This is a genomic window from Polyangium spumosum (assembly GCF_009649845.1).
GTDB lineage: Bacteria > Myxococcota_A > Polyangia > Polyangiales > Polyangiaceae > Polyangium > Polyangium spumosum.
In genome coordinates this window covers 356,629-371,513 of record NZ_WJIE01000001.1, presented here as the reverse complement: position 1 = coordinate 371,513, position 14,885 = coordinate 356,629, and the positions used below count along the sequence as shown (strand labels likewise).

The 14,885-nt window shown below is 69.7% G+C and carries 12 protein-coding genes and 2 tRNA genes; 11 read left to right on the top strand and 3 right to left on the bottom strand.

Annotation, left to right across the window (positions count from 1 at the left end; translation table 11 throughout):
* Genes GF068_RS01590 through GF068_RS01560 form a run of 7 tightly spaced genes read left to right on the top strand, consistent with a single transcriptional unit; the run spans nt 1 to nt 9,043 of the window.
* Nucleotides 1–411 carry a chemotaxis protein CheW gene (locus GF068_RS01590; protein WP_153817515.1) on the top strand — a complete coding sequence of 137 codons (411 nt, stop codon included), beginning with the start codon at nt 1–3 and terminating at the stop codon, nt 409–411.
* Nucleotides 398–1,777 (top strand): CheR family methyltransferase, encoded by a 1,380-nt coding sequence (locus GF068_RS01585; RefSeq protein WP_153817514.1) that lies wholly within the window; start codon nt 398–400, stop codon nt 1,775–1,777. Before GF068_RS01590 ends, GF068_RS01585 begins: the two co-directional genes overlap by 14 nt.
* A complete protein-coding gene (locus tag GF068_RS01580) occupies nt 1,774–2,379 on the top strand; it encodes a chemotaxis protein CheW (protein ID WP_170319249.1) in 606 nt (201 codons plus the stop codon). The genes GF068_RS01585 and GF068_RS01580 overlap by 4 nt, the downstream gene beginning before the upstream one ends.
* A complete protein-coding gene (locus tag GF068_RS01575) occupies nt 2,379–5,111 on the top strand; it encodes a hybrid sensor histidine kinase/response regulator (RefSeq protein ID WP_153817512.1) in 2,733 nt (910 codons plus the stop codon). Before GF068_RS01580 ends, GF068_RS01575 begins: the two co-directional genes overlap by 1 nt.
* Entirely contained in the window at nt 5,111–6,577 is a 1,467-nt protein-coding gene (locus GF068_RS01570; RefSeq protein ID WP_153817511.1) for a chemotaxis protein CheB, read from the top strand. Before GF068_RS01575 ends, GF068_RS01570 begins: the two co-directional genes overlap by 1 nt.
* Before the next feature lie 29 nt (nt 6,578–6,606).
* Nucleotides 6,607–7,944 carry a serine/threonine-protein kinase gene (locus GF068_RS01565; protein WP_170319248.1) on the top strand — a complete coding sequence of 446 codons (1,338 nt, stop codon included), beginning with the start codon at nt 6,607–6,609 and terminating at the stop codon, nt 7,942–7,944.
* Nucleotides 7,945–8,002: 58 nt separating this feature from the next.
* On the top strand, nt 8,003–9,043 hold the full coding sequence (locus GF068_RS01560; protein WP_153817509.1) for a hypothetical protein: 1,041 nt from the start codon (nt 8,003–8,005) through the stop codon (nt 9,041–9,043).
* Here the strand turns inward: GF068_RS01560 and GF068_RS01555 are convergent.
* Complete coding sequence (locus GF068_RS01555; protein ID WP_153817508.1) at nt 9,040–9,828, bottom strand: exodeoxyribonuclease III; 789 nt, start codon at nt 9,826–9,828, stop codon at nt 9,040–9,042. The genes GF068_RS01560 and GF068_RS01555 overlap by 4 nt on opposite strands.
* A gap of 144 nt (nt 9,829–9,972) precedes the next feature.
* Here GF068_RS01555 and GF068_RS01550 point away from each other — a divergent pair, with 144 nt between their 5' ends.
* Nucleotides 9,973–10,800 (top strand): hypothetical protein, encoded by an 828-nt coding sequence (locus tag GF068_RS01550; protein ID WP_153817507.1) that lies wholly within the window; start codon nt 9,973–9,975, stop codon nt 10,798–10,800.
* Between the two features lie 87 nt (nt 10,801–10,887).
* On the opposite strand, the gene GF068_RS01545 is transcribed toward GF068_RS01550, so the two are convergent.
* Nucleotides 10,888–10,961, bottom strand: a tRNA-Asp gene (locus tag GF068_RS01545).
* Between the two features lie 129 nt (nt 10,962–11,090).
* Nucleotides 11,091–11,162, bottom strand: a tRNA-Val gene (locus tag GF068_RS01540).
* 184 nt (nt 11,163–11,346) lie between these two features.
* Between GF068_RS01540 and GF068_RS01535 the strand changes: the two genes are divergently transcribed.
* From GF068_RS01535 to GF068_RS01525, 3 genes are read left to right on the top strand one after another with little or no spacing between them, the layout of a single operon-like run.
* Nucleotides 11,347–12,327, top strand: coding sequence for an ATP-grasp domain-containing protein (locus tag GF068_RS01535; RefSeq protein ID WP_153817506.1), 981 nt, complete (start codon nt 11,347–11,349; stop codon nt 12,325–12,327).
* Entirely contained in the window at nt 12,309–13,715 is a 1,407-nt protein-coding gene (locus GF068_RS01530) for a hypothetical protein (protein WP_153817505.1), read from the top strand. Before GF068_RS01535 ends, GF068_RS01530 begins: the two co-directional genes overlap by 19 nt.
* Entirely contained in the window at nt 13,712–14,839 is a 1,128-nt protein-coding gene (locus GF068_RS01525) for a carboxylate-amine ligase (protein ID WP_153817504.1), read from the top strand. The genes GF068_RS01530 and GF068_RS01525 overlap by 4 nt, the downstream gene beginning before the upstream one ends.
* Nucleotides 14,840–14,885 lie beyond the last annotated feature (46 nt).

Below are 14,885 nucleotides of genomic sequence, written 5' to 3'. Positions count from 1 at the left end.
GTGACGAACCTCGTCCTCACGCGGATGGGCGGCCGCCCGTGCGCGATCTCGTGCGAGCACGTGGTCGAGATCATCCCGCGTGTGCAGCTCGATCACGTGCCCGACGCGCCTTCCGAGGTGCTCGGCGTGATCAACCTGCGCGGCCGCGTGGTGCCGGTGATCGATCTCCGCCCGCGGCTCTCGCAGAAGAAGCCGCTGCCGTTCTACCAGCACCTCGTCATCGTCCGTGGCCCGAATGGAAAACTCCTCGGGCTCGCGGTCGACGAGGTCCGGGACGTGGTGACGGTGCAGGAGGACGCGATCGAGAAGCCGGGGGAGATCGGCGGGGTACGTTCGCCGGGCGTCGTGCGTATCGAGGACGATCTCGTGCTCGTGCTCGGTCCGGAGGACGCCTACCATGGCTCGAGCTGAGGGCCCGCGCGCCCCGGATCCGGGGGTCGTGCGTCGCCTCGGCGATCTGGTCCGCACGCGGACGCGCCTGCAGATGCGACCTCGCAACCTGGAGATCATCGAGCGCGTGGCCGAGCGTCGCGCCGCCGAGCGCGGCGCCACCGCGGACACCTACCTCGAGCACGTGATCCTCGCGCACGACACGGCCGAGCTCGAGCACTTCATCGCGGAGCTCACGGTCGGCGAGACCCATTTCTTCCGCGGCCCTCCGCAGTTCGAGGCGCTCCGCAACGAGATCGCCCCCGCGCTCGTGCACAAGCGGCGTGGCGCTCGCATGATCACCGCGCTCTCGGCTGGCTGCGCCACGGGCGAAGAGGCCTACTCGCTCGCCATCGTGCTGCGCGAGGCCGCCGTGAACGACGCGTTCCGGATCGAGGTCACCGGCATCGACATCAACGCGCGCGCTCTGCAGAAGGCCGAAGCCGCGCGGTACTCGGCCTGGTCGCTCCGCGACGTGCCCGAGGTCGCGCGCCGCCTCTACTTCCGCACCGAGGGCGACACCTTCCACCTCTCCGAGGACGTGCGCCGCCTCGTGCGTTTCCGCCGCTTCGGGCTCACCGAAGGCCCGCTCGTCGACGTCTTCCCGCAGGGCTTCGACCTCATCCTCTGCCAGAACGTCCTCTACTACCTGGAGCCCGAGGCGCGGCCCGAGGTGATCGCCTCGCTCGCGGCCGCGCTCGCGCCGGGCGGCGTCCTGATGTTCGGCCCCGTGGATCACGCGGGCGACGTGCCCGGATGCCGCTCCGTGCACGTCGGCGAGGTGGTGATCCACGAGCGCTTCGGGCCCGTGTCCGTGCCACCTTCCTCGCCACGCGGGCGACGGTACGCGGGCCTCTCGATCCCGCCCTTGCCCGCGCTCCGTGCGCAGGGCGCGGCCGAGCCTCCGGCGTTCGCGACGCCGCCTGCCGCCTCACCCGAGCCTGCGCCGGAGGACGCGCCCTCGCTCGCGAGCGCCTTCGCCCGCGCCGACGCTGGGGATCTGCAGGCCGCCCTCGAGGAGCTCGAGGCGCTGCTCGAAGAGGAGCCCGAGGAGCCCCGCGCGCACCTGCTCGAGGGGCTGCTCCTGGTCGAGCTCGGCGGCTTCGAAGCAGCGCTCGACGCCTTCCGCCGCTGCGTGTACCTCGATCCCTCGATGATGCTCGCTCACGCGGGCGCGGCCGTCGCTGGGCTCCGCCTCGGCCGCCCCGATCTCGTCGAACGCCACGCCGCACGCCTGCGCGCCTTCACGGTCGCGCGTGGCAGGAGCGTCGACGCGCCGATCGAGGGATGGGACGGCATGACCGTGGGCCGGTTGCTCCGGCTGTTTCGAGACACCGAGATCCAATGAGCGCCCGGGAAGAGAGCGTCTACGAGAAGCTGCGCACCTCGCTCGCCGAGCTCGAGGAGAAGTTGCGCGAGGGCAAGAGCGGCGAGCGTGAGGTCCACCCGCGCATCCTCGCCGAACGTACCCGACGCATCGCGCGCGAGCCGACGCGCCTCGATCGCGCGCCCGACTCGATAAGCTGCATCGTCTTCGAGCGGAGCGGGCGGCGGTACGCGGTGCAGCTCGAGTCCGTCGACGAGGTCGGGCCGATGAGCCGGATCACGCGTGTCCCCGGCGTGCCGGCGTATTTTCTCGGCGTCGCGGCGCGCCGCGGTCGTATCGTCGCCGTCGTCGATCTGCCGCTGCTCTTCACGCCCGACGCGCGCTCCGAGACGGACGCCGAGCACCTCGTCATGGCGTCCAACGCAGAGGTCGTCTGCGCGGTCGCGGCGGACGCGCTGCACAACATCATCGACGTCAACCGCCGCACGATCGCCAAGGCCATGCCCACGTTCCCCCCGCTGGTCCAGCGTCACACGCTGGGCGTGCTCGAGGATCGCACCGTCGTCCTCGATCTCGGATCGCTCCTCTCCGACCGCTCCTTGCGGGTCGAGGAGCGCGGCTGATGGCCCTCGACGACGCGGCGTTCGAGGCCCTCTGCGAGACCCTCCGCAACGAGGCCGTCGAGCAGGTCGAGCGCATCGGGACGGCGCTGCTCCTCGTGGAGCGCGGCGCCGAGGGCAGCGCGCGCGAGCAGCTCATCGACGAGGCCTTCCGGCAGGCGCACAACATGAAGGGCGCCGCGAGCTCGCTCGGCTTCGGCCACACCGCGCGCCTCGCGCACGCGATCGAGTCGGTCCTCGCCTCGCTGCGCGCCATGGACCACGAGCGCGCGCCCGAGGTCTTCGACACGCTGAACGCGGGCCTCTCGACCGTGCACCACGCGCTGCGCGTGGATCCGAGCCCGGATGCGGATCCGGTCATCATGGAAGCGATCGAGGGGCTCGAAGCCGTGCTCTCCATCTCGAAGCCCTCGCCGGGCCTGCCCCTGCCTGCCCCTCCACCGCCGCCCGTCGTGCGGCCGGCCGACGGCATCACGGTCGCCACGCGATCCAGGAGCCCGCAGTCCATCCTGCGGCAGCACCGGATGGCCGAGGGCTCCGCGCCGTCGCGCAACGTGAGCGCGGGCTACAGCGAGCCGAAGACCAAGCACAGCGAGCCGCCCCCGCACCCGCAGGCGAGCGTGCCCCTCGCGCCGCCGCATTACGCCGATACGCCGCTCCCCGCGGGCTTCGCGCCGCCGCCGGCCGGGTTCAGCCCGCCCGCGGCGGTCCCGTACGGCGCGCCGACGGGGTACGTGGCGCGCGGGGAGATGCCCCTCCAGGGCGGGCTCACGCCGCCGCCCGCGCCTGCGTTCACGTCCGGACCCTCGGGCAGCGCGCCCGGCACCTCGAGCGGAAGCGCGCCCGGCACCTCGGCTGGCGCGCCCGGCACCTCGGCGGGTGTCGCCGTCTCGGCGGCCCGCTCGATGGCCGGCGGAGAGCGCAGCCCGAGCCCGACGGGGCAACTGCCGCGTATCCAGAGCGCCACGCCGCTCCGCGCGAGCAGCGAAGAGACGCTGCGCGTCTCGATGAAAAAACTCTCGGCGCTCATGGCGCAGGTCGGCGAGTTGCTGGCCGCGCGCGTGAGGACCGATCAGCGCCTCGCCGAGCTGCGCGCCGTCCTCTCTGCGGAGGAGGAGCGCCTCAAGGCGCAGACTGCGATCCGCGCGATGGTCCGCGACGAGGCACCGGCCAAGCTCGAGGGCTGGTCCGAGCGGCTCGTCGAGGTCCAGAACGAGGACCTCGAGCACGAGCGCCTGCTCGTGCGCAGGCTGCGCGAGATCGTGCGCGCCTTCGAGGCCGACGCGCTCCAGTCGACGATCCTCTCGGGCCAGCTCCAGGAGGACATCCGCCGCATCCAGACCTTCCCCCTCGCGAGCGTGCTCGAGCCCTTGCCGCGCGCGGTCCGCAACATGGCGCGCGAGAGCGGCAAGATGGTCGACCTCGTCATCACCGGCGCCGAGCTCGAGCTCGACAAGAAGGTCCTCGAGGAGCTGCGCGATCCGCTCTACCACCTCCTGCGCAACGCGATCGATCACGGCTGCGAGCACCCGTCCGTCCGCTCGGCCGCGGGCAAACCTTCACGCGGCACGATCCGCATCCGCGCCGAGCATCGCGGCGACGTCGTCACCATCACGGTGAGCGACGACGGCCCCGGCGTGGACATCGCCGGCGTGCGTCGCGCGGCGATCGCCTCGGGCCTCGCGAGCCAGCTCGAGGCGGCGGAGATGCCCGAGCATCGTGTCCTCGAGCTGCTCTTCGCGCCGGGCCTCACCACGCGATCCGAGGTCGGCGAGCTCTCGGGCAGGGGCGTCGGCCTCGACGCGGTCCGCACCAACATCGAGCGGCTCCACGGCACCGTCACCGTCGAGTCGCGGCAGGGCGTGGGCACCTCCTTCGTCATCGTCCTGCCCCTCACGATCTACGTCGTTCATTCGTTGCTCCTGCGCGTCGGCGAGGAGCAGTTCGCCATGCCGATCTCCTCGATCCAGCGCATCTTGCGGATCAGCGCGTCGGACGTGCTGGAGGTCGAGCGCACCCACGCGATCGTCGTTGATGGCCGGCCGATCGCGCTCGTCCCGCTGGCGACGCTCCTCGGCCTCCCGGTCGAGTTGCCTCCGCCGCCCGAGCGGATCCCGGTGCTCGTCATCGGCATCGGCGAGACTCGCTGCGCGCTCGCGGTCCGGGAGATCGTCAGTGATCAAACGGTCCTGGCGAAAAACCTCGAACCGCCGCTCGTTCGCGTACGAAACATCGCCGGCGCGACCATCCTGGGGGACGGCCGCGTCGTGCTCATGTTAAATCCCATCGATCTCCTCCGCTCGGCCTCCGGACGCGACGCCGACCGCTTCCGGGCGCTGCTGCCGAGGGTCGAAAACCGCCCCAAGCCGAGGCTCCTTTTGGTCGACGATTCATTCACCACCCGCGCGCTGGAGCGATCGGTGCTCGAGGTCGCCGGCTTCGACGTCGTCGCGGTCGCCGATGGCAACGAGGCGCTCTCTGCGCTCGAGCTCGAGACGTTCGACATCGTCGTGAGCGACGTCTCGATGCCCGAGATGTCCGGCCTCGACCTCTGCGCCAACATCCGGCAGAACGAGCGGCTCCGCAGGCTCCCGGTCGTGCTGGTCACGTCGCTCGGCTCCGACGATGATCGCCGCGCCGGTCTCGCCGTCGGCGCCGACGCCTACATCGTGAAGAGCGAGTTCGATCACGAGGTGTTCGTGAAGACCGTGAACGAGCTCGTGGGGAGGGCTTGATGGCACGCGTTCTCATCGTCGACGACTCGGTCGTGATGCGCGACATCGTGCGCGCGCACCTCGCCGGACTCGCGCTCGATCTCGAGGTCGCGAGCAACGGGGAGGACGCGCTCGCGCGCATCGGCAGCGCGAGCCAGCCCTTCGATCTCGTCATCACCGACTACGCGATGCCCAACATGAACGGGCTCGAGCTCTCGCGTCGCGTGAAGGAGCGGGGAGGCACGCTCGCGCCGAAGATCATCCTCATCAGCGCGAACAAGGAGCTGCGCGAGCGGGATCTCCTGGCCACGGGGTACGTCGACGCCTTCTTCCCGAAGCCCGTCGACGGCACGCAGCTCGCCGCGCGGGTCTCCATGATCCTCGCGCTCACCGTCCCGTCTGCGCCCGTCGTCCCTTCGAGTCGCCGCGCGCGCCCCGTGATCCGCGTGGTCATCGCCGATGACACCGAGGTCGGCCGCACGCTCCTCGCGCGTGTCCTCAAGGCCGATCCCGAGATCGACGTCGTCGGCATGGCCCGCGACGGCCAGGGCGCCGTCGACCTCGCCGTGCGCGAAAACCCGCAGATCATCCTCCTCGACGCGATGATGCCCGGCCTCGACGGCGTCGCGGCCACCCGCCGCATCATGGCCCTCGCGCCGACCCGCGTCGTCATCGTCTCCGATCAGCAGGGCAGCCGCCCCGCCGCGCAGATCTTCGCGGCCACCGAGGCCGGCGCGCTCGACGTGATCGCGCGGCCCGCCTGGGGGGATCCCATGGGCCCGCAGGCCGTCGCGTTGCGCGACAAGATCAAGATGCTCGCCGAGATCCCCGTGGTCCGCCGCTGGGCCGACGGTCCACGTTCGGTCCGCTCGCGACGCGGCTCGAGCCTCCGCTCCTTCAACCGCGCCACGGCCATCGGCATCTGCGCCTCCACGGGCGGCCCTGCGGCCATCGCCGCGCTCTTGCCGGGCCTCGCGGGGGTCGTCTCTTCGGTCCCGATCCTCATCGTTCAGCACGTGCTCGCGGGCTTCGACGAGGCGCTCGCCGAGTGGCTCGCGGAGGTCACGCAGCTCCCCGTTCGCCTCGCCACGCACGGCATGCCCTTGCGCGGTGGGGTCATCGCGCTCGCCCCGGAAGGCAAGCACCTCGTCGCGCAGTCGCCTCTCACGATCGGCGTCATCGAGGGCCCGCCCGTCGGCAACCACCGACCTTCGGGCACGCCGCTCTTCGAGTCGCTCGCGCGTCATTTCGGCGACGGCGCGCTCGGCGTGATGCTCACGGGGATGGGCAGCGACGGCGTCGAGGGCCTGCGCGCGCTCAAAGCGGCCGGCGGAAGTGTGCTCGTCCAGTCGCCGGACTCCTGCGTCGTGAGCGGCATGCCTGGCGCCGCGATTTCTCGTGGATACGCGGACGCCGTGCTCTCTCTCGACGAGCTCGGCCCCGAAATCGCCGAGCGCGTCCGGGCACCGGCGCGCTCGCGTCATTGAAGGAGCCAAGAACTGGTATGGTTCCCCCGATGCAGGAGCCGGAGCTCCCGGAGCGGCTCGGGAAGTATCAGATCATTCGCAGGCTCGCCTATGGCGGCATGGCCGAGGTGCTCCTCGGTCGCCTCGCGGGGACCGACGGCTTCATCAAGGAGGTCGTCGTCAAGCGCGTGCTGCCGCAGTACGCGTCGAACAGCGAGTTCATCGCGATGTTCCGGGACGAGGCGCGCATCACGTCGCGCCTTCACCACGGCAACATCGTGCAGGTCGTCGAGTTCGCCGAGGAGGGGGGCCAGCACTACCTCGTGCTCGAGTACGTCGACGGCCCGAGCCTCGGCGCCACGCTCTACGAGCTCCGCAAGCGCGGCGAGCGCCTCAGCATCCCGGAGGTCGCGCACATCGCCGTCGAGACCGCGCGCGGCCTCGACTACGCGCACCACAAGCTCGGCGAGGACGGGAGGCCCTTGCTCATCGTCCATCGCGACGTGAGCCCGTCGAACATCCTGCTCTCGCGCGAGGGCGTCGTGAAGCTCGCCGACTTCGGCATCGCCCGCGCGCGCGAGCGGCTCTCGCCCACGCAAGGCGGCGCCGGCACGCTGAAGGGCAAATTCGCGTACATGGCGCCCGAGACCATCCTCCGCGGCCGCCTCGACGCGCGCTCCGATCTCTTCTCGTTCGGCGTGGTCCTCTTCGAGATGCTCACCGGCAAGAGCGCGTTCACCGGCGAGACCGAGGCGCACACCATCCAGCGCGTCACGACCGAGGATCTGCCTCCTGCGTCGAGCCAGAACCGCGCGGTCCCGCCCGAGTTCGACGAGATCGTGAGGCGCCTGCTCGATCGCGACCCGGACAACCGCCCCTCGCGTGGCCTCGAGATCGTCGACGCCATCGCCAACCTCCGCCTCCACACCTCGCCGCCGCCGAGCGAGCTGCTCATGGAGACCATCACGCGCCTCTTCCCGATCCACCGTCACGAGGCCCGCGATCGCGCCACGGTTCGTCCGGCGAAACCTCGTGTCATCGTCGTCGACGAGTCGCGCACGTTGCGCGCCCTCGTCCGCGCGAGCCTCGGCCAGCGGTACAACGTCATCGAGGCCTCGACGGGGGACGAGGCACGGGCCGCGATGCGGGGCGCCGTGCCCGACGCGGTCGTCTGCCAGCGGACGCTCCAGGGCATGTCGGGGCTCGAGCTCTGCCATTCGATGCGGGAGAACCCGCGCCTCGCGGACGTCCCGTTCATCCTGCTCGCCTCCGACATCACGCCGGAGCTCGAGGCCGAGGCTCGCGTGGTGGGCGTGCAAGCGGTGCTGCCCAAGCGCTTCGATCCGCGCCAGCTCGAGGCTACGCTGCAGAAGATCCTGGAGTCGTGACGCGGGCCGTTCGCCGCGCTCGTCCGTCACGTCCGGGGGAGGGGAAGGGGAGCGCGCCATGAACGAAACGGAACGCCTGTTCCGACATCGACCTCGCTCCGACGAGGAGCTCTACGAGCGCCTCGCGGAGATCTCGACGGCCGAGCTCCGCAGGGACCTCGTCGCGCGCCTCGCGGCCCACGGCGCGCTCCCGCGCGAGGTCCCGATCTACGTACGCGCCTTCTCCTTCGTCGGCCTCACGGCCTCGGATCTGCCTGCGCTCACCCGCGTGTTGCTCGACGTGGGCGCGCCGATCGAGGGTCGCGCCGTCGCGCTCGCGCTCGTGCGATCGGTCGATCCCGGGCGCGCGCAGGAGCTCGCGCGATCCGTCACGCAGGCCGAGCTCCTCGCGATGAACGACGCGCAGCTCCTCGTGGTCATCGCGGGCCTCTCCGCGACGCCCGCGCGCCTGCCCGAGATCACCGAGAAGGTCGCCCGCCAGCCGCGCGAGTCCCGCCTCGCGCGCTTCGAGCAGATCGATCGCCTGCGCAAGCGAGCCAAGGTCCCCGCGGCCTTCCTTTACGAGGACCTCGTTCGTCGCGACGACCTCGGCATCGGCGACGTGGCCGTCGATCGTATCGTCGGGGAAGGCGGCGCGGCTGCCCTGTGGCTCTGCGAGTCGCTCTGGCACGAGGCGTCGAGTGACACCTCGCGCGCGCGCTGGGCCGACGTCCTCGCCCGCGTGTTTCGTTCGTCGGGACGTGCTGCCGCGGAGGAGGGCCCGCGCGCCCTCGCGTTCGCCTCCGATCCGGACGTGGACGGCGCGCGTACGGCCGTGCTCTCCGTGGAGAGCCCGATCGACGGGTCGCTCACGCTCGCCCGTGTCCACGTCGACGGGAGCGGCGCCCTCGTGGATGGCGCGCTCACGACGCTCGCCGATGAGCGGGACCTCGAGGACTGGCTCTCCGAAGGCCCGGCGATCTTGCCACGTGTCCCCGCGGAGACGGCCTCGATCACCGCCTGGGTCGAGCGAGCCACGCGTCGCACGCGCACGCCGCCGCGCTCTGCGCTGCACCTCTTCGCCGCGGCTTGCTGGTTCTCGCTCGCGGCGCGCGGCTAATCGACGATCGCGTCGTCCACCTCGACGCCCACGGGGCAGTGATCGCTGCCCGTCACGTGGGGCGAGAGGAACGCGCGCCGCATGTGCTTCGCTGCGCCTTCCGACGCGAGCACGTAGTCGATGCGCCACCCCACGTTCTTCGCGCGCACGCCGAACCTCTGGCTCCACCACGAGTAGTGCCCGGGGCCCTTTTCGAATGCGCGGAACGTGTCCACGTAGCCGGCGCGGATCCACCGATCGAGCTCCTCGCGCTCCTCGGGCGTGAACCCGCTCGTCTTCACGTTCTCCTTGGGCCGGGCGAGATCGATCTCGCGGTGCGCCGTGTTGAAATCGCCCATCACCAGGATCGGCTCGCCGCGGCGCCGCGCGGGCTCGAGCACGTCGAAGAGGCGCCGGTAGAACGCGAGCTTGAACGGGATGCGGCTGTTGTCGCGGTTCGGCCCGCTCCCGTTCGGGAAGTACACGTTCGCCAGCGTGAGCCGCCCGAAGCGCGCGATCTGCACGCGCCCCTCGGCGTCGAACGACGTGTCCTTCATCGACGTCGTGATCCGATGCGCCGGCAGGCGCGACAGGAGCCCCACGCCGCTGTAGCCCGGCCGCTCGGCCGCGGAGAAGGCCGAGAGCCACCCGCCGCCGATCGACGCGAGGCACGGCCCGAGCTGCTCCTCGCGCGCGCGTACCTCCTGGATCCCCACGATGTCGGCCTGCTCCTTCGCGAGCCAGTCGCAGAAACCCTTGCCGAGGACCGAGCGCAGCCCGTTCACGTTCCAGCTCACGATCTTCATGGGTGAGACTGCTCTCTAGGGTTTGGCCGGGCCATGTCAAGGAAAACCGGTCTTCTTCCTTCGGCTCGAGCGCTCGTCTGGTTTTTACCTGCGCGCTTCTTCGCGTGTCGAATGCACCCGGACATCCATCGAGGAGGCACTCGCATGCACACGCGCGCTCTCGCCATCGCCCTTTTGATCCCCGCCGCGCTCGCCACCACGTCCTGCCGCAAGCAAGCCGAGATGACGACGGCCGAGGCGCTGCAAGCCGTGCAGGAGGCCAGCACCTCCGGCGACGCGGAGAACGTCACCGCGGGCAGCATCGAGATCACCACCGACTTCACCATCGGTCAGGCCGCCGAGGCCGCGGCGCAAGAGATCCGCGACTTCGTGACCTCGCAGCTCCCGTGCGCGGCCGTGACCCTCACGGGCGCGACGCTCGAGGTCGAGTACGGCAAGAACCCCGGGAGCTGCACCTACAAGGGCAACACGTACAGCGGCAAGCACGCGATCACGGTGACGAAGAACGACATGGACGACGTCGTCGTGAACCATACGTGGACGAAGCTTTCGAACGGCCGCGTGGAGGTCAGCGGCACGGCCGAGGTCACGTGGAGCGCGGCCGAGGAGACGCGGCACGTCGCGCACGAGCTCGACTGGACGCGCCTCTCGGACGGCAAGACGGGCAAGGGGACGGGGGATCGGACGCAGCGGCCGCTCGAGGGTGGGCTCGTCGAGGGGTTCCAGGTCGACGGCGCGCGGTCGTGGACGAGCCAGGGTGGGACGTGGGATCTCGCGATCGAAGGGGTGCAGTTCCGCTGGGCCGATCCCGTGCCGCAGGCGGGGACCTACAGGCTCGCCGATCCCAAGGAGCGCTCGCTCTCGATGACGTTCGATCGCGTCGACGAGGACACGATCAAGGTCACCCTGACGAGCGGCGCGAAGACGTTCTCGTTCGACGTCTCGAAGGGCGGGGCCGTCTCCGAGTCCTGAGCGTCGAGTGTCCGGGGGAGGGGAGACAAAAGCGAAACAGCCGAACCCTTTCGGGATCGGCTGTTTCGTTTGCTGCATTCAGTCGAGCGGGGTGGACGGGACTCGAACCCGCGGCCTCCGGCGTGACAGGCCGGCGTTATAACCGACTTAACTACCACCCCAATGTGGCAACTGCGTCGTCGCTGTTTCGTTCTTGCTGAACGGCGCCGGTATCTACCAGCCTTGTTTCCGTTTTGCAAGCCCTGTTTTCTTTTTTTCTTTCCCGGTCCGGCTCGTTGGAGCGAGCCGGGTGGGCGGGACAGGGGTCGAACCTGCGACCATCGGCTTGTAAGGCCAACGCTCTACCGCTGAGCTACCCGCCCCGACGGAGAGGCCGCGGAGTCTACTCGGGGGGTCTCATCCGTCAAGGATTATTTTTCTGGGGCGGAACGCACCACGCCAAACTTCCGCCTGCCCGGACAATCGGGCTAGAGTCGAGCCGCGGGCGTACGCAAATCTCGTGCGCCCTGGCCGCGTCGCGCGGCCCGAGGAGGATTGGAGAGTCGCATGACGGAGCGGATCGGCATTCTCGCTGGCTGGGAGCAGTCCTTCCCCCAGGCGTTCATCGACCGGTGCAACAAGGTCCCCGGCATCCACGCGGAGTTCGCGAAGATCGGAGGCACGCCGGAGCGCTTCGTCTCCCCGTACCGCGTGCTCGTCGACCGCATCAGCCAGGAGGTCAAGCACTACCGCTTCTACCTCAAGGCCGCGGCCCTCGGCGGCGCCTACGTCATCAACGATCCCTTCTGGTGGAGCGCCGACGACAAGTTCTTCGGCTACTCGCTCGCCTCGCGCCTCGGCGTCGCCACGCCCCGCACGGTGATGCTCCCGCAGAAGGACTACATCCCCGCGATCGACAAGAGCCGCTCGCTCCGCAACCTCGAGTACCCCCTGAACTGGGAGGCGATCGTCGACTACGTGAAGTTCCCCGCGATCCTCAAGCCCGCCGACGGCGGCGGCTGGAAGGACGTGAGCGTCGTGCGTACGCCGGCCGAGCTGCTCCGCGCCTACAACGACTCGAACCTCAACGTGATGACCCTGCAGGAGTTCATCGACTTCGACGACTACGCCCGCTGCATCTGCATCGGCCGCGAGCGCGTGCTCACGATCCAGTACGACCCGAAGCAGATCGGCCCGACGGGCCTCCGCGGTCGGTACATCTTCCGCGACCAGGAGCGCTGGCTCCCGCAGGACCAGCACGACCGCATCGTCAACGACGCCCTGCGCCTCAACCACGCGCTCGGCTACGACATGAACTCGGTCGAGTTCGCCATCAAGGACGGCGTGCCCTACGCCATCGACTTCACGAACCCCGCGCCCGACATGCACATCGAGCACCTCGGCCAGCGCTTCTTCGACACGGTCACCGACTGGATGGTCGAGTTCTGCGTCAAGGCCGCCAAGGAGGGCCGCACGATCCGCGACCGCTACGCCTGGAGCAAGATGGCCGCCGAGGTCGACCCCATCCGGTGGGACAGAAGCACGTGACGCTCCGCGAGCGGCCGTCGAAGCACCCCTTCACCGCCGCGCTCGACGCGGCCGTCGACCGCTACCACGACGCGCTCACGGCCTACGTGGATCGAGGAGGCGAGGATCACCTCGCCCTCCTCGATCGCATGGTGGCCCGAGGCGCCGTCTTCGCAGGCCGTCCCCTCTGCACCTTCCTCCGCCCGAACTTCGTCCTCCGCGCCCAGCACAACCTGCTCCTCGGGGCGCTGCGGCACTTCCGTAGCGCCGTCATCAAGGCGAAGGACAAGGTCCTCGCGGACCCCGCGCTCCTCGAGCTCGTGGGCCTGACCGACGGCGAGCGCAGGCTCTTCTCGTACAACCCGGCCTTCGAGTCCGTCGGCGTCGTCACGCGCCTCGACGCGATCCTCTCGGGCCCCGAGCTCTCGTTCGTCGAGCTCAACGCCGAGGGCGCCTTCGGCTCGAGCTACGCCGACAGGCTCACCGAGCTCTTCGAAGCCTTCCAGCCGATGCGCGAGTTCGCCCGCGTCTCGCCCGTCACGCCCGTCTACGCGGGCAACTCCCTCGTCGGCTCGATCCTCGACGCGTGGCACGAGTTCGGCGGGACGCACGTCCCCAAGGTCGCGGTCGTCGACTGGCAGGAGGTCGCGACGCGGACCGAGTTCGACATGATCTGCGAGCGCTTCCGGCTGCACGGCATCCCGGCCCGCTTCGTCGATCCGCGCGAGCTCGAGTACCGCGACGGCAAGCTCTCGGCGAAGGGCGAGGAGATCGATCTCGTCTACCGCCGCGTCCTCACGAGCGAGCTGCTCGGCCGCGAGGACGAGGTGCGCCCGCTCATCGAGGCGTACAAGGCGCGCGTCGTGTGCGTCGTGAACAGCTTCCGCGCCAAGCTCCTCGACAAGAAGGTCCTCTTCGCCCTGCTCTTCGATCCACGCGTGACGGCGCTCTACACGAAGGACGAAGCCGCCGCCGTGCGGAAGGTCATCCCGTGGACGAGGCGCGTCGAGGAGATGAAGACCGAGGGGCCCGACGGCGCGGAGATCGACCTCGTCCCGTGGGCTCGCGACAACCGCGCGCGCCTGGTGCTCAAGCCGAACGACGAGGTCGGCGGTCGCGGCGTGGTGATCGGCGCGAACGTGGAGAGCAGCGTGTGGGAGCGAGCGTTGAAGCTCGCGCTCGTCGATCCGTCCGTTCTCCAGCTCCGCGTTCCGCTCCCGACGTCGATGTTCCCGGAGGTCGGCGCGGCGGGCGAGCTCTACTTCTCACGGCGCCACATCGAGCTCGATCCCATCCTGTTCCGGGGCGAGCTCGGCGGTATGCTGGGCAGGTTATCCGCGACGAACATGTGCAACGTTCATGCGGGGGCGGGAACGGTCCCCACGTTCATCATCGAGGGAGATTCATGAGCACCACGGTCCAGGGTCTGCTCGACGGTCAGTTCACGCTCGGCATCGAGGAGGAGTTCCAGATCGTCCACCCCGAGACGCGCGAGCTCCGCTCGTACGTGAGTCAGCTCCTCGAAGGGGGAAAACACTCGGTCCTGCGCGAGCGCGTGCGCCCCGAGATGCACCAGTCCGTCGTGGAGACGGGCACCGGCATCTGCCGCGACATCCGGCAGGCCCGCCAGGAAATCTGCGAGCTCCGCGGCGAGCTCAGCGCCCTCGCGGGCAAGCACGGCCTGCGGATCGTCGCGGCCGGCACGCACCCGTTCAGCGACTGGAAGAAGCAAGACATCACCGACGGCGAGCGTTACAAGGTGATCGTCGAGGACCTGCAGGACGTCGCGCGCGCGAACCTGATCTTCGGCCTCCACGTCCACGTCGGCATCAAGGACAAGGAGGTCGCGATGGCGCTCGCGAACCAGGTCCGTTACTTCCTGCCGCACCTCCTCGCGCTCTCGACGAGCTCGCCGTTCTGGCTCGGCCGCGCCACGGGCCTGAAGAGCATCCGCAGCGAGATCTTCAAGCGCTTCCCGCGCACGGGCATCCCGGGTCACTTCGACTCGTACGCGCAGTTCCAGTCCTACGTCGAACTGCTCGTGAAGACGGGCTGCATCGACAACGCGAAGAAGATCTGGTGGGACGTCCGCGCCCATCCATTCTTCGACACGGTCGAGGTGCGCATCTGCGACATGACGACGCGCATCGACGACACCGTCGCGCTGACGGCCCTCATCCAGGCGCTCATGGGCAAGCTCTACCTGCTCTACCGGAAGAACCTGGGCTTCCGCGAGTACGCGCGCGAGCTCATCGAGGAGAACAAGTGGCGCGCGCTGCGCTACGGCATCGACGGCCAGCTCATCGACTTCGGCAAGCAGGCGCAGCTACCCGTACGCGTGCTCATCGGCGAGCTGCTCGATTTCGTCGAAGAAGCCGCGGTGATCTTCAAGTCCGAGGCCGATATCGACCGCATCCGCGCCATCCTCAAGGAAGGGACGAGCGCGGACAAACAGCTCGCCGTCTTCAACAAGACCGGCAACGTGCAAGCCATCGTCGATCACCTCATCGAGCAGACCGCCATGGGCGCCTGAGCCCTCGGCCGCTCCCGCTCACCCACCCGAAAAATCAAAAGATCCG